Source organism: Streptomyces sp. NPDC052042 (genome assembly GCF_044548345.1).
Lineage (GTDB): Bacteria > Actinomycetota > Actinomycetes > Streptomycetales > Streptomycetaceae > Streptomyces.
Window position 1 is genome coordinate 14404 of record NZ_JBIUBU010000039.1, and the last position, 24624, is coordinate 39027.

At 69.5% G+C, this 24624-nt stretch carries 19 protein-coding genes and 2 pseudogenes; 10 read left to right on the forward strand and 11 right to left on the reverse strand.

Features of this window, described 5'->3' with window-relative positions:
- Positions 1 to 59: 59 nt before the first annotated feature.
- Positions 60 to 1052 (reverse strand): aldo/keto reductase, encoded by a 993-nt coding sequence (locus tag ACIHCL_RS34245; RefSeq protein ID WP_399868193.1) that lies wholly within the window; start codon positions 1050 to 1052, stop codon positions 60 to 62.
- A gap of 341 nt (positions 1053 to 1393) precedes the next feature.
- Here ACIHCL_RS34245 and ACIHCL_RS34250 point away from each other — a divergent pair, with 341 nt between their 5' ends.
- From ACIHCL_RS34250 to ACIHCL_RS34265, 4 genes and pseudogenes are all read left to right on the forward strand, one after another.
- Positions 1394 to 5272 (forward strand): type I polyketide synthase, encoded by a 3879-nt coding sequence (locus tag ACIHCL_RS34250; RefSeq protein WP_399868195.1) that lies wholly within the window; start codon positions 1394 to 1396, stop codon positions 5270 to 5272.
- Positions 5273 to 5397: 125 nt separating this feature from the next.
- A complete protein-coding gene (locus ACIHCL_RS34255) occupies positions 5398 to 6066 on the forward strand; it encodes a TetR/AcrR family transcriptional regulator (RefSeq protein WP_399868196.1) in 669 nt (222 codons plus the stop codon).
- Positions 6067 to 7088: 1022 nt separating this feature from the next.
- Positions 7089 to 7526: pseudogene (locus ACIHCL_RS34260) on the forward strand (reverse transcriptase N-terminal domain-containing protein); the annotation flags it as partial.
- Between the two features lie 496 nt (positions 7527 to 8022).
- On the forward strand, positions 8023 to 8835 hold the full coding sequence (locus ACIHCL_RS34265) for a serine hydrolase (protein WP_399868197.1): 813 nt from the start codon (positions 8023 to 8025) through the stop codon (positions 8833 to 8835).
- Positions 8836 to 9594: 759 nt separating this feature from the next.
- Here the strand turns inward: ACIHCL_RS34265 and ACIHCL_RS34270 are convergent.
- Together ACIHCL_RS34270 and ACIHCL_RS34275 are read right to left on the reverse strand one after the other, a co-directional pair.
- A complete protein-coding gene (locus ACIHCL_RS34270) occupies positions 9595 to 9735 on the reverse strand; it encodes a hypothetical protein (protein ID WP_399868199.1) in 141 nt (46 codons plus the stop codon).
- Positions 9732 to 10166: an ATP-binding protein gene (locus ACIHCL_RS34275; protein WP_399868200.1), complete on the reverse strand. Its 435-nt coding sequence runs from the start codon at positions 10164 to 10166 to the stop codon at positions 9732 to 9734. Before ACIHCL_RS34275 ends, ACIHCL_RS34270 begins: the two co-directional genes overlap by 4 nt.
- A gap of 361 nt (positions 10167 to 10527) precedes the next feature.
- On the opposite strand from ACIHCL_RS34275, the pseudogene ACIHCL_RS34280 reads away from it, so the two are divergent.
- A pseudogene (locus ACIHCL_RS34280) lies at positions 10528 to 10623 on the forward strand (helix-turn-helix domain-containing protein); the annotation flags it as partial.
- Here the strand turns inward: ACIHCL_RS34280 and ACIHCL_RS34285 are convergent.
- Entirely contained in the window at positions 10591 to 10722 is a 132-nt protein-coding gene (locus ACIHCL_RS34285; protein WP_399868201.1) for a hypothetical protein, read from the reverse strand. The pseudogene ACIHCL_RS34280 and the gene ACIHCL_RS34285 sit on opposite strands and share 33 nt — an antisense overlap.
- Before the next feature lie 31 nt (positions 10723 to 10753).
- Here ACIHCL_RS34285 and ACIHCL_RS34290 point away from each other — a divergent pair, with 31 nt between their 5' ends.
- Entirely contained in the window at positions 10754 to 11680 is a 927-nt protein-coding gene (locus ACIHCL_RS34290) for an XRE family transcriptional regulator (RefSeq protein WP_399868202.1), read from the forward strand.
- A gap of 570 nt (positions 11681 to 12250) precedes the next feature.
- On the opposite strand, the gene ACIHCL_RS34295 is transcribed toward ACIHCL_RS34290, so the two are convergent.
- Positions 12251 to 12547: a hypothetical protein gene (locus ACIHCL_RS34295; protein WP_399868203.1), complete on the reverse strand. Its 297-nt coding sequence runs from the start codon at positions 12545 to 12547 to the stop codon at positions 12251 to 12253.
- 434 nt (positions 12548 to 12981) lie between these two features.
- Complete coding sequence (locus ACIHCL_RS34300) at positions 12982 to 13371, reverse strand: RidA family protein (RefSeq protein ID WP_399868205.1); 390 nt, start codon at positions 13369 to 13371, stop codon at positions 12982 to 12984.
- 72 nt (positions 13372 to 13443) lie between these two features.
- Between ACIHCL_RS34300 and ACIHCL_RS34305 the strand changes: the two genes are divergently transcribed.
- Positions 13444 to 14400: a LysR family transcriptional regulator gene (locus tag ACIHCL_RS34305; protein WP_399868207.1), complete on the forward strand. Its 957-nt coding sequence runs from the start codon at positions 13444 to 13446 to the stop codon at positions 14398 to 14400.
- 301 nt (positions 14401 to 14701) lie between these two features.
- Here the strand turns inward: ACIHCL_RS34305 and ACIHCL_RS34310 are convergent, their stop codons facing one another.
- From ACIHCL_RS34310 to ACIHCL_RS34325, 4 genes are all read right to left on the reverse strand, one after another.
- Positions 14702 to 15199 (reverse strand): hypothetical protein, encoded by a 498-nt coding sequence (locus tag ACIHCL_RS34310; protein WP_399868208.1) that lies wholly within the window; start codon positions 15197 to 15199, stop codon positions 14702 to 14704.
- Between the two features lie 168 nt (positions 15200 to 15367).
- A complete protein-coding gene (locus tag ACIHCL_RS34315; protein ID WP_399868209.1) occupies positions 15368 to 15997 on the reverse strand; it encodes a LysE family translocator in 630 nt (209 codons plus the stop codon).
- Between the two features lie 146 nt (positions 15998 to 16143).
- Positions 16144 to 16287, reverse strand: a complete 144-nt coding sequence (locus tag ACIHCL_RS34320; RefSeq protein ID WP_399868211.1) for a hypothetical protein — start codon at positions 16285 to 16287, stop codon at positions 16144 to 16146.
- Positions 16288 to 17303: 1016 nt separating this feature from the next.
- Positions 17304 to 17732, reverse strand: a complete 429-nt coding sequence (locus tag ACIHCL_RS34325; protein WP_399868213.1) for a hypothetical protein — start codon at positions 17730 to 17732, stop codon at positions 17304 to 17306.
- 1306 nt (positions 17733 to 19038) lie between these two features.
- Between ACIHCL_RS34325 and ACIHCL_RS34330 the strand changes: the two genes are divergently transcribed.
- Both ACIHCL_RS34330 and ACIHCL_RS34335 read left to right on the forward strand, forming a co-directional pair.
- Complete coding sequence (locus tag ACIHCL_RS34330) at positions 19039 to 19458, forward strand: hypothetical protein (RefSeq protein WP_399868214.1); 420 nt, start codon at positions 19039 to 19041, stop codon at positions 19456 to 19458.
- Positions 19448 to 21244, forward strand: a complete 1797-nt coding sequence (locus ACIHCL_RS34335; protein WP_399868216.1) for a caspase domain-containing protein — start codon at positions 19448 to 19450, stop codon at positions 21242 to 21244. The genes ACIHCL_RS34330 and ACIHCL_RS34335 overlap by 11 nt, the downstream gene beginning before the upstream one ends.
- 605 nt (positions 21245 to 21849) lie before the next feature.
- Here the strand turns inward: ACIHCL_RS34335 and ACIHCL_RS34340 are convergent.
- Positions 21850 to 22419: an RICIN domain-containing protein gene (locus ACIHCL_RS34340; protein ID WP_399868218.1), complete on the reverse strand. Its 570-nt coding sequence runs from the start codon at positions 22417 to 22419 to the stop codon at positions 21850 to 21852.
- Positions 22420 to 22831: 412 nt separating this feature from the next.
- On the opposite strand from ACIHCL_RS34340, the gene ACIHCL_RS34345 reads away from it, so the two are divergent.
- Positions 22832 to 24445 (forward strand): BTAD domain-containing putative transcriptional regulator, encoded by a 1614-nt coding sequence (locus ACIHCL_RS34345; RefSeq protein WP_399868220.1) that lies wholly within the window; start codon positions 22832 to 22834, stop codon positions 24443 to 24445.
- Positions 24446 to 24624 lie beyond the last annotated feature (179 nt).

A 24624-nucleotide genomic window follows, 5' to 3' on the forward strand; every position in this document is an offset into this window, starting at 1 on the left:
GGCCCGGAGTGGTCTCAAACGTCATGCGACGGGGGTGGTAGAAGCGCGGCCGCGCGTGGTCAGCGGTCGATGTAGGCCATCATCCGCTCGTTGTAGCGAGGCCCTGCGACCTGGTCGGGGCGGACGGCCGCGTCGATGGCGGCGAGCATCGCGGTGTCGAGGCGGATTGCTGCCGCGGCGGTGTTCTCCTCAAGGTAGGTCCGCCGCTTGGTGCCGGGGATCGGCACGATGTCCTGGCCCTGGTGCAGCACCCAGGCAATGGCTAGCTGCGCGGGGGTGAGGCCGCGGGCCTCGGCCAGTTCGCGCACGGTGGCGGCGACGACGGTGTTCTGGTCGTAGTTGGCGCCTTGAAGGCGCGGGTCGTGGTGCCGGAAGTCCTCCTCGGGGTAGTCCTCAGCGCGCAGCACCCCGCCGGTGAGGAAGCCTCGGCCGAGGGGGCAGAAGCCGACGAGTCCGATGCCGAGTTCGCGCAGTACGGGAAGGACGTCGGCTTCGAGGTTGCGCTCCCAGACGGAGAACTCGCTCTGGACGACGGACAGCGGGTGGACAGCATGGGCGCGCCGGACGGTCGTGGTACCGGCCTCGCACAGGCCGAGGTAGCGCACCTTGCCTTGCTCGACCAGGCCGGCCATGGCGCCGACGGTCTCCTCGATGGGCACTCGGGGGTCCACGCGGTGCTGGTAGAGCACGTCGACGTAGTCAGTGCCCAGGCGCCGCAGCGATGCCTCGACGACCTCGACGACATGCTCGGGGCGGCTGTCGGCCTCGGCGGTGGTGCCGTCCTTGAGCTGCATGGGAAAGCCGAACTTGGTAGCGATGAGGGCCTTCTCGCGCCTGCCCTTCAGGGCGTTGCCGAGGAGTTCCTCGTTGTCATACGGGCCGTAGGCCTCGGCCGTGTCGAAGAGCGTGTAGCCGAGTTCCAGGGCGCGGTGGATCGTGGCGGTCGACTCCCGGTCATCGGTGGCGCCGTACCACTGGCTCATCCCCATGCAGCCGAGGCCGAGTTCGGAGACCTCCAGACCCTGGCTGCCCAGCTTCCGCGATCCAAGCATGTGTCACTCCTCCGGCGTGGTTTCGGGGTGGGGGTGGAGGACCGTTCGGTGTGCGAGACACGAGACCGGCCGCTCACGATCAGGACTCAAACACAAACATTGACTTGAGTACAACTGTTAACTCTAGAACAGATTCATTCTTGGCCAACTATCAAAAGCGGGCCAGGAGTTGTCGGTCAAATACTTCTAAATCGGAACTAAACGGGCAGGCGTACGGCGTAACGTTGCGAGTCACGCAGACCTAAGCGGGCTCCATGTGGACTGACGAACAAGTTCGACCTCACATGCAATTTTGTACTGCTCACCGATCAGGAAGGCGTGCAATGGATACAGCTGGCACGATGGCGATCGTTGGTATCGGATGCCGGTTCCCCGGGGCGGCGGACACCACCGCGTTCTGGAACCTGCTGGAGACGGGCGGCGAGGCGGTCGTCTCCGTCCCCCGCGACAGGTTCGACGCGGAGGCTCTCTACTCGGGCACGGCCTCGGCGCCGGGCCGGCTCACCTCGCTGCGCGGCGGCTTCCTCGACGACGTCCACGGCTTCGACGCCGCCTTCTTCGGGATATCGCCCCGTGAGGCCCGCACCATGGACCCGCAGCAACGGCTGCTCCTCCATGTCGTCTGGGAAGCCCTGGAGGACGCGCGCATCCCGCCCTCCTCCCTGGCGGGCAGCACGGCCGGAGTCTTCGTCGGCCAGGCCACGGCAGAGTACAGCGAGGTGCTCGGCGCGGCCGGCTCCGGCGACATCCGGGCCCTGGCTGGCAGCGGACTGCGGGCCATCACCTCGGGTCGGGTCAGCCACGCGCTGGACCTGTGCGGGCCGAGCCTCACCCTGGACACCGCCTGCTCCTCCTCGCTCGTCGCAGTGCACGCCGCCCGCCAGAGCCTGCTGATCGGCGAGTGCGACCTCGCGGTGGCCGCCGGGGTCAACGTCATCTTCTCCCCCCGCGACGCCATCGCCTACTCGCAGGGCGACATGCTCTCGCCGGACGGGCGCTGCAAGTTCGGCGACGCCTCTGCCGACGGCTTCGTGCGCAGCGAGGGCGTCGGGGTGGTCCTGCTCAAGCGGCTGCCCGACGCCGTCGCCGCCGGCGATCCCGTCCACGCCCTGGTGCTGGGCAGCGCGGTCACCAACGACGGCCGGGGCAGCGGTCTCCTGCTCCAGCCCGCCGTCTCCGGGCAGGTGAAGATGCTCGCCTCGGCCTGGCGCAGCGCTGGCATCTCACCGGACCAGCTGGACTACGTCGAGGCGCACGGCACGGGCACCACAGTCGGCGACGCCGTCGAATTCCGTGCCCTCGCCGAGGCGCTGGGGGACCGGGACACCGCGCGGCCTCTGCTGACGGGCTCGGTTAAGAGCAACATCGGACACACTGAGGCGGCGGCCGGTATCGCGGGACTCATCAAGGCCGTACTGATCGCCCAGCACCGCACCGTGCCCGCGTCCCTGCACGTGACGGCCCCACACCCGCTCATCGCCGACGGGGGGTTCCCGGTGGAGCTGGTCCGGGATACCAGGCCGCTGGAGCCCCACGGCAACCGGGCCGTGCTGGGCGTCAGCTCCTTCGGCCTCTCCGGGACCAACGCCCATGTGGTGATCGGCGAGTACGCGGCCGCCGCCGATCCTGAGCGGCCCACCGGGGCGAAGTCCGGCTCCGCAGCGGCTCCCGGCGGAGCGGAACTGCTGGTGCTCACCGCGCGTTCGTCGGTGTCGCTACGGAGACTCGCCAAGCGGTACGCCGCATTCCTTGAGCCCGGCGGGGCGGGCCGGTCCCACCTCTTGCGCGAGCTGTGCCGGTCGGCCGCGATGGGCCGCGACGCCCACCCCTTTCGCCTGTGGGCGGTCGGCGCCGACCACGACGATCTGGCCCGCACCCTGCGCAAGCTGACAGCCGGCGAGCCCTCCGCCCAGGGAGGCATCCACGAGGCCGGCTTCGGGGGCTCCCGCCGAGTGGCCTTCGTCTTCCCCGGTCAGGGATCGCAGTGGCGCGGGATGGGCAGCGGACTGCTGGCCTCCTCCCCCGCCTTCCGCACGGCCCTCGCGGAGTGCGACGCGGCTGTCCGGGAGGAGCTCGGCTGGTCGGTGACGGACCTGTTGCGCAACGGTGAGGAGATACCCGATTCGATAGAGGTGGTGCAGCCCGTACTGTGGGCCGTGGAGGTGGCACTCGCCGCGCACTGGCGAGCCATGGGCGTGGACGCGGACCTGTGCCTGGGCCACAGCATGGGCGAGGCGGCCGCGGCCTGCGTGAGCGGAGCACTGTCCGTACGGGACGCCGCGCGGGTGATCTGCCGCCGCAGCACCCTGATGCGGCGGCTGGCTGGACGGGGCGCCATGCTAGCCACCGAACTCGCGCCGGAGCAGGCCAGCGAACTGGTCTCTGAGCACGGCGAGGACCGGGTGTGCGTCGCGGTGGAGAACTCTCCCCGGGCCACCGTCCTGGCCGGGGATCCCGATGCCCTTTCCGAGATCGCGGCGAAGCTGGAGCGGCTCGGCGTCTTCAACCGTCCAGTCAAGGTTAACGTCGCGTCCCACTCCCCCGTGATGGACGAACTGCACGAGGAGCTCCCAGCCCAGCTGCGCGGACTCCGGCCGCAGAAGCCGCGGATCGGACTGTTCTCGACCGTACGGTGCGAGACCGTGCGCGGCGCCGCGCTGGACGGCGCCTACTGGATGGACAACCTCCGTCGGCCGGTGCGGTTCGCGGAGTCTGTACGCCAAGTCATCAAGGACGGCGAAGTGGTGTTTGTCGAGGTTGCCCCGCATCCGCTGCTGACGCAGGCTCTGACGGACTGTCAGGAGGAGGCTGACGTGCCGGTGGCCGTCGTGAGCACCCTCGCCCGGCAACAGGACGAATCCCTGTCCGTGCTGCGCGCGCTCGGCCGGGCCTTCGCTCTGGGGGCAGGGGTCGACTGGCAACGTGTGTACGGAAGCCGGTCGGCAGGCGGCGGATCGTGGGCGCCCCTGCCTTCGTACGCCTGGCACGCTGAGGATCTCCGCATACCGTCCGCGCCCCCGACAACGTCGGTGCCCCCGGCGGAGGCCGGGCCTGTGGTGGCGTCCGGCCCCGCGTCGGCTTCCGACGGGCACGTACGGCGCGTGCGGCTGTCCCGGCTCGAACCGGATGGGTTCGCCGGAGGCGTGGAGGTAGCGGGGACGGTTCTCGTTCCTCCGGTGCTGTACCTGAGGCTGGTCGTGGAGACCGTGCGAGACCTCTCGGGGGACGGGCCGGTGACGCTGGAGGACGTCCGCCTGGAGGGAGCCCTCCCGCTGCCCGCGCCGGGCTCGCCCGAGGGGCAGCGGACCACGTTGCGCGTCACGCTGGAGCCGGTGGGCGGGGAGAGCGCGTACCGGTTCACGGTCGACGCGGTCGTGGAAGCCGAAGCCGGCTGCGTGCCCGTCCAGTGCGTCTCGGGCACCGCGCGACCCGGCGGGCAGCCGACCCCTATGGACCTCGACGGCGCGCTGACGCGGTGCGGGGAGTATGTACCAGCCGCAGAGTTCTACCGGCGGACCGAGAGCCGCGGTTACACCGTGACACCAGCGCTCCGCCTGGTACGGCAGCTGTGGCGGCGCGAGGGTGAGGCCGTGGCGCGTCTGCAAACGGAGGGGGGCGGCGCGGTCCCCATGGAGGCAGGGCTGCTGGCCATGCTGGCATCCTGGCCCCAGTACGGAACGACAGAGAACCGCTGCCGTTCCTTCCTCCCGCTCTCCTTCGAGCGGGTCTTCCTCGGGGAGGAGCTGGACGGGGAGTTCTGGAGCACGGCGTGCTTCTCGCCGGCGGCGGACCCCATTGCCGACGCGGGGACAGCTCGCTGCGACGTGGTGCTGAGCGCCGAAGGCGGACGACGGATCCTCGCGTCGTTCAAGGGGATCGCGCTGACGCCCCGGCCGGACGGGCCGCCCGTGCCCCGGGCCGATGTCGCGGCCCATGCGGCGGGCGGAACTTCCACCGCCGCGGCCCCGCCTGAAACCTCCGCCGCGTCGTCTGCCAGCCCGGACGTGCGCGCCCGAATCGCGGCGGTACTGGGGACCAGCGCCGAACGCCTGGACCACCAGCGGCCCTTGGTCGACCTCGGCCTGGACTCACTCATGGCCGTACAGCTGTCCCGGATCCTCCGGATCGAGCGCGGGGGCGAGTTCACCCCGGTCCGCCTACTCGGCGGCGAGACCGCCGCAGGGATCGAGGCAGCACTAGCTCACCATATTGAACCTTGATGCATCAATAAACTATGGTTCAGTGATGGCGGGTATGGCGTGCAGCCCACGCGGCCCGGGGGAACTCGCCAACCGCCAAGGGGATCACGCAAAAAGCCCTTCAGGGGCGCAAAAGGAGACAGCCTATGACCGTCGAGCACACTCGCGAGGAGCCACCGATCGGCCGACGCGAACGCAGCAGGCGGCGCATGCACGACAACCTGTACACGGCCGCTCTGGAGCTGTTCACGGAACAGGGGTACGACGGCACCACCATCGACCACATCACCGAGCGAGCCGACGTCGCCCGTGGCACCTTCTTCAACCACTTCCAGAAAAAGGAGGATCTGGTCACCACGTGGGCCGAACACCGGCGCATGAGCCTTGAGGACGCGATGGCGAAGGCCCTGGCCCGGGAGGACGACGTAACGGTGCAGCTTGAGCGGTGCATGGCCACGCTCGCCGACTTCAACGAGGCCGAGCAAAACCTGACCCGCGTCATGCTCACGGCGTGGGTCAAGTCGGGCCAGCCGCTGCTGGAAGAGCCGTACTACGCCGGTTCCGTGTTCACCCAGGTGATCACGGCCGGGCAGGCCTGCGGCGAAGTGGCCGCCGACGTCGACCCGATGCTCGCTGGCAACCTGCTCCGGGACGCCTACCTGGGCCTTCTCTACCGATGGACCCAGGAGCCGGAGTCCCGGGCACCGCTCCACGTCGAGCTGCGCGCCCTGCTGAGGATCACTCTCACCGGCATCCTGTCCTACGCCCAGCGCGGCTGGACCCCCAGGAACCCCCCGGACACCACCCCGGCCTGAGCCTCTCCCGCCAACCGGCTGCGGACTGCTCCTGCTCCTGATCACCCCCGGAAGCAGGAGCTGCCGTCGTCCTGTGTGTTGCCGCACGAGAAAGACCCAGGGCGCCCCGCCACCGGCGGTCGCAAGACCGGGCCTTGCCCCCGGATCTTGGACACACGAGCACACTGGTTCCTGATGATCTGAGAGGGCCTTAAGTCCTGTTCCTGGTGATGTGGTGTCGCCCGTTCGTGGGTGATGGGACGGTTCGGCCCTCGGGTCATGTCGTGTGCATGGTGGGGTCGCAGGCATGGGATGGATACCGTACTCAACCGACTTGTCCGACGAGTAGTGGGCGTTGATCGGTGCGACACGAAGTCGCGTATTCGAGTGAACTCGCAGATTGGAGGCCGGTTATAGACCGGTGGCGTAGTTCCTGATCAGTGTTCGAGATCAGTCCCCGCCCTGGCGTGCGCTCACAGGTCCCGCTTGTGGGGGTGCGAAGCCCAGGGAAGAAGCTCAAGGGCCCCCGCTCCGTCCGGGGGAGCAACCGGGCGAGGGGTAGGCCGGACGGGCGAACGCAAGTGAACCCCCGTTGATGCCTCGTTAGCCCAAGCCTTGGGAGACGGGACGAGGAGCAGGGTGCAGGGCCTGGCCGCTGGAGGAGGCGGCGAGCGGCGGCCGGTGACGATCTACCGGCCGTGGGAACACCGCTGGCCCCGGGGTGTAGGGGGCGCCCACCCCGGCCGTATCTCGTGTGCGCGGAACGTGGAAACCCCGTCGGGGTCCGAGCTTTCCGGCTCGGTAGGCCGATCGTAAGAGGGGCGGAACTCCTCGGCGGGACAGGAAGCCCAAGAAGCGGATGCCGGCGGCCGAAAGGCAGCGGGACCTGGGACATGTGGTTGCCCCTCCAGGCGGCTGTCACGGGGAACCGGCCGGATGTCGGTCCTGGCGGCCGGTCCCGAAAGGGAGCTGACGTGGGCTGGTGAGCCTTTGAAATCTAAGGCCGAGGGCCTTCCTAACCGAGGGATAAGTTGGACACCACGGTGAACGGACCCAAGGACGTTGCCGACTGGGACGACGTCGCGTGGCGTCACCACGAGGACAACGTAGCGAGGCTGCGGCAGAGGATCTTCAAGGCGACGCGGGAAGAGGACTGGGCCCTGGTCCGGTCCTTGCAGAAATTGATGCTGAGGTCATGGTCGAACACGCTGATCAGCGTGCGGCAGGTGACTCAGCGCAACGCGGGGCGTCGGACGGCCGGGATCGACGGGGAGACTGCCCTGTCGCCCGAGGCCAGGATGAATGTGGCGGCGCGTGTGCACCGTACGCGCTCGTCCTGGAATCCGCTGCCGGTTCGGCGCGTGCACATTCCGAAAGCTAATGGAAAGCAAAGGCCGCTGGGTATTCCCGTGATTATGGACCGGTGCCATCAGGCGCGTGTCCGTAACGCGTTGGAGCCCGAGTGGGAAGCGCGGTTCGAGCTCTCCGCAGCGTCCCCGTAGCGTTACCTGAGCGCCCGTCCCTCGCAGGGCGTGAGCCGACCTGCCACCTCGCTGGTCGTGAGGGCGCCACTTCCGGGGCACTTTGGCGAATATCACACTAAATAAAAGCCCACCCGTCGCCCACTTCGCCCCATATGTCCAAAATGTTCGATCGCGAGCCACGTATCATCGCCATTGGCATGTGAATACTTAGGATTCGATCCGGTACGACTGAGCCCCGACTCCCACTCATCGATTCTCCGCAGCCCGGACAGTTACCAGGGCGGCAATCTGCTGGAGCCCGGCTGGGCTGAGCGATTGTCAGCAATCACAGCGGAAGCCGACCCTCGGCCGGCCCCACAACGCGCGGCAAGGTGACCTTCAACACGCAGCGGGACAGGACACAGCCTTCATGTATGGATCACGAATATTGGCCTGCTCGCGGCGCTCTCTGGCCACTGCCCTGACCGCAAGCTCCTTGCTCACCGTATTGACCATGGCGACCCCAGCCTCGGCCGACACCGCCAGTGCCACGGCGGGGGACGCGAAGGTCTTCTGCACCTCGAAGAGTCCGGGCCTGGCCTCCGAGCTTTCCCGCGACATCGCCAGTGCTCTCGGCGGGCGAGAGGGCACATCATCCCTGGCTTTGTACGACCGGATCACCGCAACCACCTGCGAACTCAAGTCCGACACGCATTTCGACTCCGCCAGCGTGGTGAAGGTTTCAGTGCTCGGATCACTGCTGCGGCAGGCCGAGGAGGCACACCGGAAACTAACTCCGCGGGAGGTGGAACTGACCACCGCCATGATCAGCAAGTCGGACAACGACTCCACCTCGACCCTCTGGCACCAGATCGGCGCCGCCGGCTTCAGAAGGTTCCTCGCTCTGACACAAATGCGGCATACCGTTCCCGGCTCCGGGAAGAGTTGGGGCCTCACCCAGATCACCGCCAGCGACCAGCTCCGGCTGATGCAGCTACTGACGACGGAGAACGCGGTGCTCGGTCCCGCGTCGCGCGGCTACGCCCTCGATCTGATGAATCGCGTCACGCCCGGCCAGAAGTGGGGGGTGCCCGCCGGATCACCCGCCACGGCAACGGTGCACGTCAAGAATGGCTGGCTGCCGCGCACCACCGGCGGATGGCGGGTCCACAGTGTGGGCGCCTTCACCGGCGGCGGTCACGACTACGGCATGGCTGTCCTCTCCGCTGGCAGCCGCACCATGGACTACGGCATAGGCACCATCGAAGGAGCGGCCCGCGTCATCCACCACGACCTGAGCAGCGCGGGCTCTGCGGCGAGCCGCTGACCGAAGGGCTACCGGGGCCGGCTGATACTCCAGGCACCGACTGCGACACCGAGCACCGGACTCCGCACCCTCCAGCAAGGCGGACGTCCAAAGGGCCAACGGCTCAAGTCACGCCTGCCCGTGCCCTGGTCGGAGCCAATGGCCGCTTGGGGGTCGGAGTGGTGGGGTCGCCGCGGAGGAAGAGTGCCTGGGCGGAGGGGTCCTGCTCTCCCCCCGCGGCAAGTCGGGGCGCGAACAGGGTTCGTCCGGCACTCCGGCGGCCTACCGGGCGCAGTTCCCGGCCGGTGCTGCCCGGTGGGGTCAGATGTCGCAGGTGTCGAGCATCCGGGACAGGCCTTCGGACTCGGCGGGGTTGGCGGTGAGCTGGAACCAGTCGGCGCTCTCGCGCAGGAACGCGCCCCCCGTCGGGCCAGGCCGACGGGACGTGGACCTCGCGCAGTGCGTCGATCAGCTCGGGGAAGCGGCCCTCCCGGCAGGCCTGGGCGAGGTGGGAGGACAGGCGCCGGTACATCGACGGGGTGTGCGGCAGCACGCCCTCGGAAACGCGCCGGTACATGATCTGGCGCAGAGTGACGCCGCCCTCGTAGCTCTCCACGATCTGCCGGGCCCGGTCCACGACAGCCGGCCACTGGATCCGTTCACGTGCCATACGGGTACACGTACCCGCGCCCGCCCTGAGGGTCGCTGGCCCGCACGGGGATGCGCCCCTGCGGGGGTCTACTGATCTCGGGCTGCTCGCTGGGCCCGTCCTGGTCACTTTCAGGCGCTGTTCATCGCCGGCGGGCCAGGGGCGCGGCCGGGAGCGCGGAGCCACAGGACTCCGTCACGGATGTCCGTGACGATCGCGCTGGTCCGGCCGTCGGTCACTTCGTCGCCGACGCTCGGCCGTCGTCTGCTCATGTGTCCGCCTTTGATGGCAGCACTGCCCATACGCGTTTGCCCCAGAAGCGTGGCGTAGGGCCTAACCGGTCGTAGCCCCATCGGGTGGTGAACGCGTCCAGCATCAGCAGTCCTCGGCCCTGTGCGGCCTCGGCGTGCGGTGTCTGCCGCTGTGGCAGATCGTTCGGGGCGCGGTCGACGACGCCGAGGTAGACCTGGTCGTGTGCGGGGCGTTCGACGATGACGCGCACCATGGGGCCGCGTGCGTGCCGGACGGCGTTGGCGACGAGTTCGGAGATCACGAGTTCGGCCGGGTCCGTGGCGTGGTCCAGTCCCCAGGCGGACAGGGACACGCGTACCAGGCTCCGGGCCTCGGTCGCTGTTTTCGGTTCTCGTGGCAGGACCACGTTGTAGCCGGGGTGCCCCGTGCGGCGGGGGCGCGCTACGTTCATGCGGCCCTTCGCCGCCTCTCGGCCCGAGCTGAGGAGCACGGTACGGGGTGCGGTTGTGGGTTTGGGTGGCGTCCGGAGGCAGGAAGAAGCCTTCTTTGTGCCCGGGTCTGCGGGCGGGCGTTAGCGTGGGCCATGCCGTCAACTCCATCCGGTTGATGGCCACGCCCCGGGCCGTAACGGCGGCCGCGGGGTCTTTCACTTCAGTCAACGCCCCCGGTGCCGCACCGACTTGCACAGAGTTTGCACAACACGTGTGCGGGCACCGGTCTGCCTGTGAGCATGGCATCAAGGGCCGTGCCTACCAGAGAGACTGATCACCATGGGCACCATCATCGATCCGGCGCCGGGCGAGCACGTGGCGATGCTGCGCAAGGCCCGCGGCTGGACCCAGACCCAGCTCTCGGACCGTGCGAGCGTGTCCACCTCACTGCTCAGCAAGATCGAGGTAGAAGACCGCGCCCTGACTCCCGAAGTGGCCGCAGCCCTGGGCCACGCGTTCGGGACGAGCATGGCCGAGGTACTCGGCCGCGCCTCGGTCGCGGCCGACGACGAACAACTGCTCGCACAGCTCCGGTCCGCGATGCGCGATGCGCGACTACGACATGCCCGACCTGCGGACCGTACCCGAGAACCGCGTCAGGGCAGGCCTTCAGACAGCGGACCGGTTCCGCGACGCCGTGGACGTCGCCGCACTGATCACTCTGCTCCCCGGCCTGCTCCGCAGCGCCACGACGTACGCGCACACAGCCAACACACCACAGGCGTGGTCCGCGCTCGCGGACGTGTACAGCACGGTCTACTGGCTCGCCGCGCGGCACCGCTGGATGGACATGGCGGAGCTCGCGGTGACACGGCAGCGGTGGGCCGTCGAGCAGCAGCCCAACCCCGTCGCCGAGGCGTTCAGTTCCCGCGACCGCGCGGGCGCCTACCTCAATTTCGGAGACGTCGAGCGCGGCCTGGTCGTCGTCGACCGGGCCATCGCCGCCGCGCAGTCGGCCCCGCTCAGCGCAGCCGACCGCGACCTTGCCGTGGGCATCCTGAACCTGCGCGGGATGACACTCGCCGGACGGCTCCAGGACAAGACCGACGGCAAACGCGAGGCGCAGCGGCACATCGAGTCCGCGTGGCGTGCCGCTGGCTCGTTCCCGCGCGATGTCGATGCTCACGGCCTCACGTTCGGGCCGCAGAACACGTTCACGCACGTGCCGGCGACGCAGGTCGACCTCGGCCGGCCGCACTACGCGCTCGCTCTCACGGACGACCTGGGCGAAGCCCTTGAAGGTCTGCCGCCGACCCGGGTCGCACCGACCCGGATCAACGTCGCGCGCGCCCAACTCGACCTCGGCAACCGTGACGGCGCACTCGGGAACTTGTCCCATGCGTTCGACTCGGCACCCCAGATGGCCCGCATCCATCCCATGGGCCGCGAGGTGCTGCGCGTCCTGGCCTCCCTGCACCGCCGCGCCAACCCGGAACTGAAGCGGCTCTCCCGCCTCTCCGGCATCCGCCTCTGAAAACCGCGGCAAGCTCGCCGCCGCTGGTCCTCAGTCCCGGAATGGCGGCGCCCCCGAGTTCGGGGGCGCCGCCGGGGGTCAGTTGTCGTCCTCGCAGTCGTGGCCGGACTCGGCTGCGGTGCCGTCCTCGAACTGTGCGTCACCGGCCCATCCGCAGTCACCGCACTCCGCTTCTGCCGTCCAGTACACGTCAGCCATCGGTCATGGCTCCTTCCGTATCGGGTGCCGCTCATGCTTTCGGTGGTTCCGGACACCTGGGCATTTCGCGGTCGGGCGGCCGGGACCGCTGCTCCGCGGGCGGGCGCGGGGCCCGCGAGCGGGGAAGGAACACTGGAAGGGGGAGATGGCGGCCCCGGCCGTACTGCGTCCCGCTGTTGCGGGGACCGGGGCCTTGCCCGCACACCCATGCCGGTGCGAGCCGGAAGGAGCCTACTTCCACTGCTGTCCTCCTCCACCGCGAGCCTGGGACGCGGCTGTGCACACTGTGCGGCTGCGCACAGGAACTGACCCCGATGATCGAAGGCTTCGACCGCATCGCCGACTCCTGACCCGCCGTGGTCGGGCCCGTGGTCAGGGTGTGTCGCCGCAGTAGTAGAAGCGGCAGCTCACACCCGGGCCGGGCGTGCGGGGGTCGCCGGGGCGCGGGTCGTACAGGGCGCGGCCGCCGGGCCACCGCGAGAGCTCGGTGGTCAGGGCGACGCCGTCGTCGACTTCCTCGGTCCGCCACCCGTGGATGTCGAGCAGCAGGCCGTCCAGCGGGCCGCCGACCAGTTCGGCGTAGGTCCGGTGCGGGAGCGGGCCGGGGTGGGGGTCGTCGTGGTCGGCGCCGTAGACCCGGCCGTTCAGCAGCTGCTCATCGCCGTTCATCTGATCAGCGTTGCAGCCGCCACCGACAACGCGGTCCGGGCGGCTGGCCCCGGCTGCGAGGTGCGCCTCTTTCCCACGGCTACTGCGTGGCAAAGAGGTGTCGGCGTGCGTGACCGGCTTGCCCATAGGTGGTGATCTGCACAAACGCGTGGTGTCCGATTCGCCCGGCTCCCACCTCCGGTCACACCGTCGGTCCCCCGCTGGACGCAACGGTCCAGCCAAGGGTTCAGCCACCCTCCGGTGCAACCCTCTGCTCGCCCGGAGCGGGCTGCGGTAGGCGCGGCGTGGGCCAGGCCGGCTCCCAGCGCGCTGTCTGCCGGGGCGACCGCCGGCAGACAGCAGTGGTCTCAGCCGGACCCACTCTGCGGGGTCACGTTTCCCCGCCCGTCAACGGGCACGATGTCCCTGCCTCCCTGGATCTGACCGTGCAGGTGTTACGCGGTGACCCGCCGCGCGTATACCTCGATCTCGATCTTCATGCGAGGGTCAGCCAGGCCGCACATGAGCATCGTGGCGGCCGGCCGTACCTCACCGAAGACCCGACGCAGCACCGGCCAGCAAGACTCGAAGTCCTCACGTTCGGGCAGTAGATAGCGCACTCGCACTACGTCAGCGAAGGTGCACTTCGCCTCGGACAGCGCCGCCTCGATGTTGCGCAGACACTGCCTGGCCTGCTCCACCACATCGTCGGAGATGGTCATCGAGGAGTAGTCGAAGCCGGTAGTCCCGGACACATGCACCCACTCGCCGTCGACCACGGCACGGGCATATCCGATTTGTTCCTCAAAGGTTGAACCGCTGAGGATTGCGCGTCGCTCCGTCATGCGCCGAACGCTAAGCGAGCAGCAAAGATACGTCTAATACTCCCATGGCCAGGATCTGATATCTCTGAGCGTATGGATCGTCCCGAACTTCCCCTTGCCCAGCTGTACGCCTTCGTCGTGCTCGCCGAGGAACTCCACTTCGGCCACACAGCCGCCCGACTCGGCATCGCGCAACCCCCGTTGAGCCAGCAGATCCGCCGCCTCGAAGCCAAGGTCGGCCATGCCCTGCTCCGTCGAGAGCCGGGAAGTGTGTCGCTCACTCCGGCCGGCCGCGAACTACTGCCCGCGGCCCGACGGGCATTGACCGACCTCGCCGACGGCCTGGCCGCAGCACGCGCCATCGGCAGCGGGCAGGCTGGTCACCTTCGGATCGGCTTCGCTGCCTCCCTCGCCCTGACCGTCCTGCCCGAACTGCTGCGCACCTTCCGCCACCAGTTCCCTGGCGTTCACCTCGACATCCGCGAAATGACCACCGCACCCCAGCTCACGGCCCTCCACGCCGAGAGCATCGACATCGGCCTGCTGCGCGAACCGCCCTCCAACGAGACAGAGATCGGCTTCGAGACCGTACTCAACGAGCCCTTCGTCGCCGTCCTGCCAGCAGAGCATCCCCTGGCAGCACAACACACCGTGCAGCTAGCCCAATTGGCCACCTCACCCTTCGTGCTCCTGCCCCGCGAGGTCGGCCCCGGGCTCTACGACCAGATCACCGGCCTTTGCGTCACGGCCGGCTTCACACCCCAGATCACCCTGCACGCGGTGGAATGGCAGACGGTGTGCGCGCTGGTGGAAACCGGGTTGGGCGTCTCCGTGGCCCCGGCAAGCATCCAACGCATCCGCCTCGAAGGCGTCGCGTTCCGTGCGCTCGGCCCCGACACCGCTCGCACCCGAGTTGCTGTCGCCTGGCGAAAGAACGATGCAAACCCCCTGGTCACAAGTCTTCTGATGACGTTCACCCAAGATCCGTCGGACAGGCCCTATGAAGGAGGGTTGTCGAACGCGTCGCGGGACCTTGACTTCCGGGGCTGACCTGCGGATACGCGCCGGGCGGGCGAAGTGGCCATGGAGGGGGTGATGGAGGGGGCCTGCGGGGCCTGGTCCACGCCGTCGGCGGACTGGCGGCCGGGGGCGGCGCGCTGCTCGTGGGCGGGGACAGAAATGGGTTCGGCGGGCACGGTGTCCTCGGTTTCTCCGGCCTGCGGGCCGGGTCGGCAGTCGTCCGGCCCGCGCGCGGATCTGCGCACGGGCCGGAGCCGGACCACGGCGAGCAAGAACCGGACAGTTCAGCTACCTGCTTCTGCTGACGACCGCTTGCTCAGGGCTTAAATCGCTACGAATGTCGGTTCTGGCCGGGCCGACCATGCGCCAGACGCTGAGCTTCGGCCGTGGCCTCGGCATCGATCCGGGCCAACGTCCTGTTCCCGTACTCGACGGTGTCGTACTCGTCATCAAGCTCAGCAAGGCGCTCGGCCAGGGGTAGCTGGTGGCCGAACCGCTGGTGGATGCGCATAGCAAGCTCTCGCGGCGTCAGCCGGCCCGCCAGCATCTGGTGCGCGAGCGCCCGCACGGCAGCGTCCTGCCCGGCCTCGCTGTCGCGCGGGTAGAACACAAGGTCCAGGTCGTCGAGTACGACGGGAAGCAGGTCGGGAACGTCGTACTCCGCCTCGGCACGGGTGTATCCGGCCAGAATGCGCAGTGCCGGGCTGTCTAGTCCGGCAACGAGTGCCGCGCAGGCAGCCTCGACGACATCGTGAGCAAGGTCCTCGCCGATACTCCAGAGAACAGCGAGGTCCTGCAGGTCATCGGTTGCGGCTTCGATCGGCGACACCTACGCATGATCCCCTGCACAAGAGGATCCCGTCGACCGCCTTTCGACTCAGGCGCCGACCGCGCGGACGGACGATCTACTACTCAGACAGTCACCCGTGACCAGCACGAGTACCCCGAGGATCGGTCACACCAACCCTTTGACCCGTGACTTCAAGTTGGCGGAGGCTCAGTGCCCGTTGAACAGCGGTGCCGCCATCCAGATCGCAACTCCGATCAGGGTCGCGGCGAACGAGTAATCGATCCATCGTTTCGACCGTTCACTGCGGAACAGGGCGGTGAGGGCCCGGCCGCCGAGCGCCCAGACGATGAAGGCGGCGAGATTGTTCAGCGTGAAGACGACTGTGATGACCAGCACCGTGGCGATGTCGTGGTTGGCAGACGGCATAAGAAACTGCGTGAACATCACCGTGATGATGTAGTACGCCTTGGGGTTCAGCAGCAGGACGACCGCGCCGGCCCAGAACCCGATCCGCTGCTTTCTGACCGGTGCGGCATCCGCCGCGTCCTCTCCCTCCGCCCGAGCGGCACAAATGAACGTCACCGCCAGCCACAGCACGTACAGGCTCCCGACCGAGCTGAGCAGCTTCGTGAGCAACGGATGCTCGAGGATGGTGACACCCATCCCGATCCCGATCGCCGCGGTCACAACGAGGGTCGTGACGTGGTACCCGGCGAGTGCAGGCGTAGCGGCGCGCAGTCCCTTCGATGCACCGATCGCCGCGAAGAACGCGTTTCCGGGGCCAGGACTGCACGCGAGCGGGAACAAGAAAATCAGGAGCGCGATCAGCGTGTCCATGCTCACGACTGGTGTCAGAGGGGCCGAGATGCTCACGTACCGAGTTTTCAGAACAGCCCTCGCTCGTGCTGGCGGATAACAGACATCACGATGTAACGCCCACCGTCTTACCGCTCACAACGTGTCAGGGAAGAACACCCAGACCATCAGACGTGACCCAGGTCGACGAGCGAGAAGCGGCCGGAGAGCGACGATGAGCCGGAGTCCGGCCGCGTCGCCGCCGGTTCGCTGGTCAATGACGGTAAACCGATCTTCTGGCCGAATCCGTCAACGGGCGGTGTGGCGGCCACGGATGACGCTGTCCTCGGTGCCGGGTTCGGCGGGCAGTGGCGGCCGACCCGGCGGAGACGCCGGTTCGGCCGGCTTCGGGCGGCACGTCGAATGGATGACCCCGACCGCCCGCCGGCTGCCGGCTGCCGTGGAAGTCATGACGCCTTGGAAAGCCGCGGCGCGGCCGCCGGTACGGGTGCGCCCCGGCGTTTGCAGGCGAGGGCGGCACGGATGCTGTCTTCCAAGGTGCCGTCGGGCTGGGTGACGGGCCGCCGCCGTTCCCTACCCGGAACAGACGGCGCCGGTTACGCCGCGCTCTGGCGGTCCGCCCGCTCCTGGGCAGCCGCACGAGCCGCATCACGCCGGGCGTGCTGTTCGCGAGCCTGCTCGCGGCGCCACATGACGTCCTCCGCCTCCGTCACGTTCTGGCAGTTCTCGCACCCGGTCCCGGTACCCAGCCGGATCCCGCCGTCGCAGCGCCGGTCCGAGCAGGACGGCCGCTGGACCAGGCCCCGCCGGATCAGCCAGCCGTACTGGCGGTCCCCAGGGCCTTGCCGCCGGTCTCCTCCAGGCGGTCGGTGAGCCGGCCGGCCAGCAGCCGCGGCGCACCACCCGGCGGCGCCGACAGGCCCTCCAGGCGAACCGGGACTTCTGCGCCGCGTCCGTCGAATGCTCCGCCCCGAAGATCCCGAACCGTCCGACGACCCCTGGGACCCAATGCCCTGAACGACGAGCGACCAGCTGCGGCCCTCGACCATGCCGCCCGAGCACCTGCCCGCGTCTGTGCATCGCAGCTACCCGTCGGGGCCAGCTACGGTGCTCGGTCACAACGGCTGTGCCGAAGCGCGACGGTCATCACCTCGGCGCGGTAGTTATCACCAAGGTCAAAATCTGCCGCCGAGCCTGGCCCGACAACCGCTACCGTGCCGTCCGCTCCGAGCCCACCATGACCCAACGCCCGCGCCCCGGGGAGACCGTCGGGAAACCGGTATCGGGAGACTGCCGGTGCCGCGCGCCGCCGGTGGAAGCGACCGCGTCAGGACGCGGCCACGCGCGCCGCCTCCAGCTCGGCCACCAGCCGCACGACCCGCCGGTTCCGGGCCCGGCCCCAGCTGTGGCCCGCCATCATCAGCAGTTGGTCCGTCCCGCCGGAGGCCAGCACCAGCTCCGGGACGTCGGACTGGTAGACGTTGCCCGACAGGACGGCCACCCGCACCTCCAGGACGTCCGCCCACGCGTGGGAGCGCGTCCCGAGCATCCCGGAGTACTTCACCCCGGCCGGCCCGTAGGAGACACTGAACACCGGCGCGCGGAACGTCAGCATCGCGCCCGGTACGCCCAGGAGCACGATCGGGACCAGGCTGACCACGTCACGTGTGCCCGCCGTCATCACCACGGCGATCAGCAGGCACGCGCTGCCCATCAGGAAGTAGCCGATCGCCGAGAGAGGGCGCCTCTTCCGCATGTCTGTCCCCCAGTTCCGCAGCGCGCGGTGCCGCCCGAGGTCCGGGGGGAGAGTGCGCCACCGCCCGTGGACAAGCATACGAACGGTGGCCGCGCCGCAGGGGGCGGGCGCCGGCGAGATCCGCAGCGTCCGAGCCGGCCGCGGCTTCAGGCGTGGAGCGCCCGCCGTCCGGCCGGCGGAAGGTCTCCGACGCGGCGACGACCACGATGGTGCCGCTGATGGCCGCCACCCCGGTGACCGTCGTCGCCTCCAGGTGGAAGGGCTCGACACCGCGGCCCGCAAGGGCAAGCACGGCGGCCGGCCCGCGGTCATCACCGACGACATGCTGCACACCGTTCTCCGGTGCCGGGCGAGCGGCGAGTCCATCGAGCAGGTCCGACCCGACCTGATCATCCCCACCGGCGAGCGCAAAGGCCGGAACTCTTCCCTGGCCAGCATCTACCGGGCGCTCGCCGGGCACGAGAAGGCCCAGGCGTACACCGAAGCCGTCGAAGCGGCCCACGCCGACTTCGCCGCACTGCAGAACGCAGAGCGGCCGGGCGACGGCATCCCCAGCCCCCGCGCGACCGGGCCGGGCGACGTCCCCCGGCTCGCCGCTTGGGCCGGCAGGGCGTGCGTCACTCGTTGTGCAGTACCTCCGCGATCGGCAACTGTGCCGCCTTGCGGGACGGGAGCAGTGCGCCGAGGACGGCGATGAAGACGCCTGCCAGGGCGACGGCGACCAGCACTGGGTGTGCCGGACATTGATCACCGACTCCGAGAACACCAGGATCTTGATGTGCTCGACGATCAGCCGATGGGCCACCATCCCGACCGGGACGCCGATGGTTCCGCTGACCACGCCCAGCCCAAAGACCGAGGTCACCGTCATCGCGACTGCCCGGCCTGAGCGAGCGGGTCGCCGACTACGGCGGCGAGCTCGACATCCGGCGCCGCATCGGCGGCGGCTTCCGGGGCCGCGCGCATCCCGCTGGGCCGGCCGTGACGGACGCACCCTCGATCGGCCGGCTCGGGCCCCGGGTCGTGATCGCCGACGACCAAGAGCTGGTCCGCACCGGGTTCCGGATGATCCTGACCGCCCGCGAGATCGGACGTGGTGGGCGAGGCGCCCGGCCAGCGGGGCTGAGCCTCGAGACCAGCGATCACCTTCCGAGCGCATCGGCGGATCGAGGCCAAGGCTCCCCCCGTGGGCGGGGGACCGCTCTGGTCTGGCGCCTTGCGCCGTCGCAGGGCGGCACGGGGCTGCCAGGTGGCGCACGTCTCGTGTACAAACGGCTTGAGACGAGATGACGGGGAGGGCGCAACCATGCCGGAGGTTCGCTTAGAGGCTCGGAGCGACCGCTTCGACGAAGACGACGACCGCTGGCGGAGCCAAGTAGTTCTCCTGCACAAAGCGCTCGAAGAGGCGGCGGGCCCTTTGGAGCGTCGCTCCGAGCCGGTCCCGGGAACCAAGGGAGCGCTCTCCGGCATGGTGCTCCACCTCGCCGGCCCCGGGATCGTCGCGGGTGTCGTGACAGCGCTCGCCGCGTGGCTCAAGCGTGATCGGGGGCGGAGCGTGCGTCTCACCTGGACCGTGGACGGCCACCGCGGCGAAGTCACCGTGACGGGCGTCACCATCGACAACGAAACCCTCCGCAGCGCGCTGGAGCACGGGCTGCACGCGGCAGCGGGGGGCTCCGCGGCCGGCGACGAACCGTCCGACCGGAACGATGTCCATGACGGCTGACCCGGGGAGGGCATACCGGGCTCTTCTGATCGGCAATTCCGAGTTCCCCGGTGACCCCGACCATCTGCGCATCCTCCTGGGGCCACCGGTAGACGTCCCCCTGCTGGCCGAGGCTCTGACAGACCCCGAGACCGGCCTGCACCAGGCTGACGCCGTGAAGACGGTTCTGGAGGAGACCAATCAGCGCATCAGGGACGAACTGGAGGAGTTCTTCGACAGCGCGCTGCCGCACGAACAGCTCTTCCTCTACTACAGCGGGCACGGCCTCCTCGACCTTCGCAACAGGCTGCGCTTGTGCGCGCGCGACACCACGACCGGGCGCCTTCAGGCACGTTCTGTCGAGCTTGAGTTCATAAACGGTCTGATCGACGGATGCGCGGCACGGTCGACCGTCGTCGTCCTGGACTGCTGCTTCAGCGGCGCCGCCGCCGTGAAGGGGCAGGATCCCGCAGCCAAGCTGGCGGGGCGCGGCAGATTCGTGATGACCAGCTCCGGCCAGGCCGACACCTCCGCCGACGCCCGGAAAGCGGGCGCAGCAAGCCCCTTCACCCGGTATTTGGTCACGGGGCTGCGATCCGGCGCTCCCGGCCGGGGCGGCTATGCGACGGCGTATGACGTCTACCAGTACGTCCACGGACGGCTCCGGGAGTCCGGGCAGACTCCGCACATGAAGACAGAGGCCGGGGCCGGCACCATCCCCCTGGCACGACGCCCGGTGTGGCCGGCCGACACAACGGCAGACGGTCCGGTCCGCGCCAATGATGACGCCGCCCCGTTCGACGTGCGTCCCGTGCTCACGCACCCTGACGGGAATCGGGCCCGGCTGGCCACGTACACCGACCTCAGCGGCGTCCTACACGTCCGCCTGCCGAGGCTCAACGCGATCCTGACAACCCACCGCGACGAGATCGCCGGGGCGAGCGAGGGCACACCCGTCACCGCAGAGCTGTACAGTTTCGCGGACATCGCGCGGAGCGATGTCCGTGCCCGCGCACAGCGCTTCAAGGAGGAGGACCTGCGAGCCGACACCTCGGACGGTGGCGTGTCGTTCGTCCTGTCCCACAACGCGGGCACCGTGGAGTGGCAGAAGTCGCAGGTGCGCGCTTTCCGTCAGGCCGACTCCCAAGGGCGCTGGCCGGGTACGCCTCGCTCGCAGAGCCCCAGACTTCAGGCATACAAAGCCGACGGCGGCTACCGGCGTCTCAGGAGTGCTGCCCGGCGGGGACTGCTGTGGTCGTCGGCCCTCATCCCCGAGGCGATGGCGCTGAACGCCCTGACCGGCTCGACGTGGTACGGGCGCGTCGGCGGAATGGCCCTCACACTGGCCTTCGTTGTCTCACTGATCCAAGCGCTCAGGCAGCTCAGGAACGTCTGGATGTTTCTCAGAATACGCAACGTGCTGCAAAACTCCGGGCTGTACGCCATCCCGATGGTCATGGAGACGGGAACGACGAAGGAGCTGGTTATGGGCGGCGGCGGCATGGGGTTCGGGTCCGAAGTCGACTACAAACCGTGGGCCTGGCTGCGGTACGAAGGCACGCCCCTGGTGCCGCCGTCCGCGCAGGATGAACTCAGCGGAGCCTCTCTGGAAGAGGAAGAGGCCGAGTGGCCCGCACTCTCGGTACCGCTCCAATCCTTCCACCGTGGGGACATCGCTCAGCGGGCTGATTCACCGGACACGCCGGGCATCGAACACGTCAAGGTCATCGGCGCCCCGAGACCCGGGCGCTGGGTGGTCATCCACACCGCGAACGGCATGCTCTGGCCGTGTGCCAAGGCCCAATGAGGTGTTGAAGCACGACGGCGGACATCTCAAGACGACAGGCTGCTACGTGTGACGTGCTGTCAGTCACGGGCGCGATCAGCCAGGAGAAGAACCGTGCGCTGGGAGAAGTCCCCTGCAGCAGGAACGTCGTGGTAGCGGACGAGCCGGATGCACGTCGGCTCCGGGAGGCCGTGTCCGCCGTGGAGATGCCCACCACGGCCTCCCCCTGACCATCGCTGGGCGCCGCCTTTCCCATCGGCGCCGGGCAACCATCGCGAAGTCCCCGGCGACCGCTCTGCCGACTCCGCGAAGGTGCTGGGAGCGATCACGGGACTGAACCGTCTGGCCCTGGTCGGGGAGAGCCTGCGGGCCGCTCCGACTGCGATCGCGGCCGTGGCGCCGGACTGGCGGGCCACCGGTCCGCGATCATGGAGCGCACGACTCGGCGCGGGGGTCTCGCACAGCACCTGCCGGTCGGACGTCGGCTTCCGCCAGCAGCGGGGGGGCGCGGTCGCGGTCTTTACGGCCTGGGGCCCTCCACGGCCGTCGCGAGGGCCGTGGAGGGCCGTTTCACGTCAGGGCGGCGAACGGCGCGGGACGGGGCCACCGCCGGCGCCGCGCGCCGTTCAGGGGATGTGGGGGAAATTGTTGAGCTGTCGGAGGGTCCAGCTCTGGTTCCCCGTGTTCCACTCGTCGTCCCTGGAGATGCAGTCCCACTGCTGCAAGGGGGCCTGCTGGCCGGGCGTGCCGGACGGAGCCGCCGCGTCCAGGCACCTGCCAGTGGCCCGGTTCTTCAGGAGCATGGTCGTGGGGAAGCACTGTCCCGTGCAGCTCGGCCGCGCCCAGGTGATGGTCCATTCGGCCGGCGCATAGCCAGCGTCGCAGTAGGGGTACTGGATGACGCGAGTGCCGTTCTCGTAGTACCCCGAACGCCAGTCGAGCATGAGGCATTGGCCAGAGTGCCGGGTCTTGATCCGGAAGTAGCCGTTTCCGCTGTCGAGCAGCTCGTACTCCTGGGAGGCGCTGGCGTTGTCCGGCCACAGGAAGACGCCGGTGTACGGATCGGCCGACGCCCACATGACGTCAGCGCGCAGCCCGGTCCGGGAGTTCACGAGCTCGTAGCGGGTGGGTTCCGCCGCCTGAGCGGGCGTAGGCGCGAGCGCCGCGAAGACGGCGAACACCAAGGCCGCTGCCATGGCCGCCGGAGTGAGGCGAGAGCATCTACCCCCGGCCGGCATCGACGGTGCGGCCGATGCTGTGGTCTTGCCGGGACGGTGGGGCCGTAGGGCGAGGGGTATCCACATGGTGTTCTCCTCCGTGAGTTTCGAATGCCCGGCGTTCGTCGTCGCCGGAGCGGCGGAGCGGGACGGAGCGCGAGCGGCCTCATCCCCCGGTATCGCCGCGGTCTCCTCCCGTCGGACGCCGTTCGGATCCGACCGCAGTGCCCGGCGGCAAAACGTCTCCGTGGCGCTCGGGCCGAGCCGGTCGGCCCGGACGTCCCCACCCTGGCGTCGCGGCCTGTGCACCGACCTTGCGGTCACCTTGCGGGCCAGCCAGCATGGGAAGTGGGGACGTCTTGCATGCGCTGCTGATCACACGGGGGGACGTGTGGACTTCCGGCTGTTGGGGGAGATCGAGGTGCGCTCCGCGGGCCGGCCGCTCGACGTGGGGACGCCGCGGCAGCAGGTGGTGCTGGCCGCGCTGGTCGTCGACGCCCGAAAACCGATCGCGTTAGAGGCACTCGTCGACCGGGTCTGGGACCACGACCCGCCCGCCAGCGCCCGGCCTGTGCTGTACGCGCACCTGAGCAGGATCCGAGGGCTGCTGAGACAGGCGGCCGCCCCCGGGGGCGGGACGACGGCGCGGATAGAACGTCGGCACGCTGGCTACGTGCTGGACGTCGACCCTGAGCTGGTGGATCTTCACCGGTTTCGTCGACTGGTCGAGCAGGGCGCCGACCGGCAGCGTGATGACGAGGCCCGGGCCGCGGCGCTCGCCGAGGCTCTGGGCCTGTGGCGTGGAGAACCCCTGGCCGGTCTCTCGGGTGAATGGGCCGCGCAGATCCGGGCAAGCTGCCATCGGCGGCGGTTGGACGCGGTGGTGTGGTGGGCGCAGGCGGAGTTCCGGCTCGGCCGTCCCACCGCGGTGATCTCCGCGGTGCCCGATCTCACCGCCGAGTATCCGCTGGCCGAGCCCCTGGAATGCGTGCTGATCCAGGCGCTGCACGCGGCCGGGCGGGGTGCGGAGGCTCTGGACCGCTACGGCGTCGTCCGACGACGGCTGGCCGAAGAATTGGGCGCCGACCCCGGTGAGGAGCTCCGGAGCGTGTACCAGACCGTCCTGAGGGGGGATCCGCCGCCGCCAGGAGAGGCCGGCGCCGCCCTGCGTACCGTCAGGCCGGGTCCTCTCCGGTCGCGGGCTGCGGCCTCGCCTCCCGCGGTGGCCCACCGCTGGGCCGATCCGGTTTCGGTGGGCGGCGGTGCGTCCGTCGGTGCGCCGTCCGGGGTGGGCGCCCGGACGCCGGCCCGCACCACTGCTCCCCGTCCCGGTTCCACGGGGACGCCGTCGTCGCCCGAGGTGCCGCTCGGGCACCTTGATGCGGCCGCCATCGACACGTCGTCGAGCAGGCAGCGGGTGAGGACGACCCGCCGACGCGCTTTGCTGGCCGTCCTGGTCACGGTGGCCCTGCCCGCGGCGGCCGGGTCGGTGCACGTCCTCCGGCGGGACGAGAGCAACGGCCCGCAGGCGGCGTCGGTTGAACTCGCGCGGGAACTCTTCGCCGCCGCCGAGGCATTCGACCAGGAGGGGAGGGCACGTGACGCGCGGGCGACCGTCATGGACGCGGTGCGGCTGTGGGACGAGCTCGTCGGGCTGGACCCGGACCGCAACGGGCCGCCTCTCGCTCCCGCCGTCCTGCGGGCGTTGGGCAGGGCCGGTGTGGACTTCAGTGTCCTGCGGCCCGCGCTCCTCAGCTGGCTCGGCGATCCGGTCCACACGCCCTATCCGGCGATCTCCCAGGTGATCCTGCTGCGGGGATGGCGGTTCACGGCACCGGTCCTCCTTGACGCCGTCGTCTGGAACTACGAGCACACGCCCGAGGTCACCTCTCCCCGCGACGTCGCCGACGTGCACACCGATGTCCTGAAGGCGGCCGTCCTGGAGAACACGAGAACGCGCCACGGCACGCAGGTGACGGAGTTCGATCAACTCCTCAGGCCCTGAGTGCGTAGGCGCCCGCGCCCGAAGCCCTCTCGGCACCCGACTCCGATCAGCCGGGGCGGCCGGACCGCCGTGCTCACGGTCGGCCGACCTCCAGCAGCAGCCTCAGACGGTCTTCGTGCAGTTCCTGCTGAGTGTCCGGGGCCGCGGGCCCGGCTGGCAGAGGCCGACCGGGCCGGGGC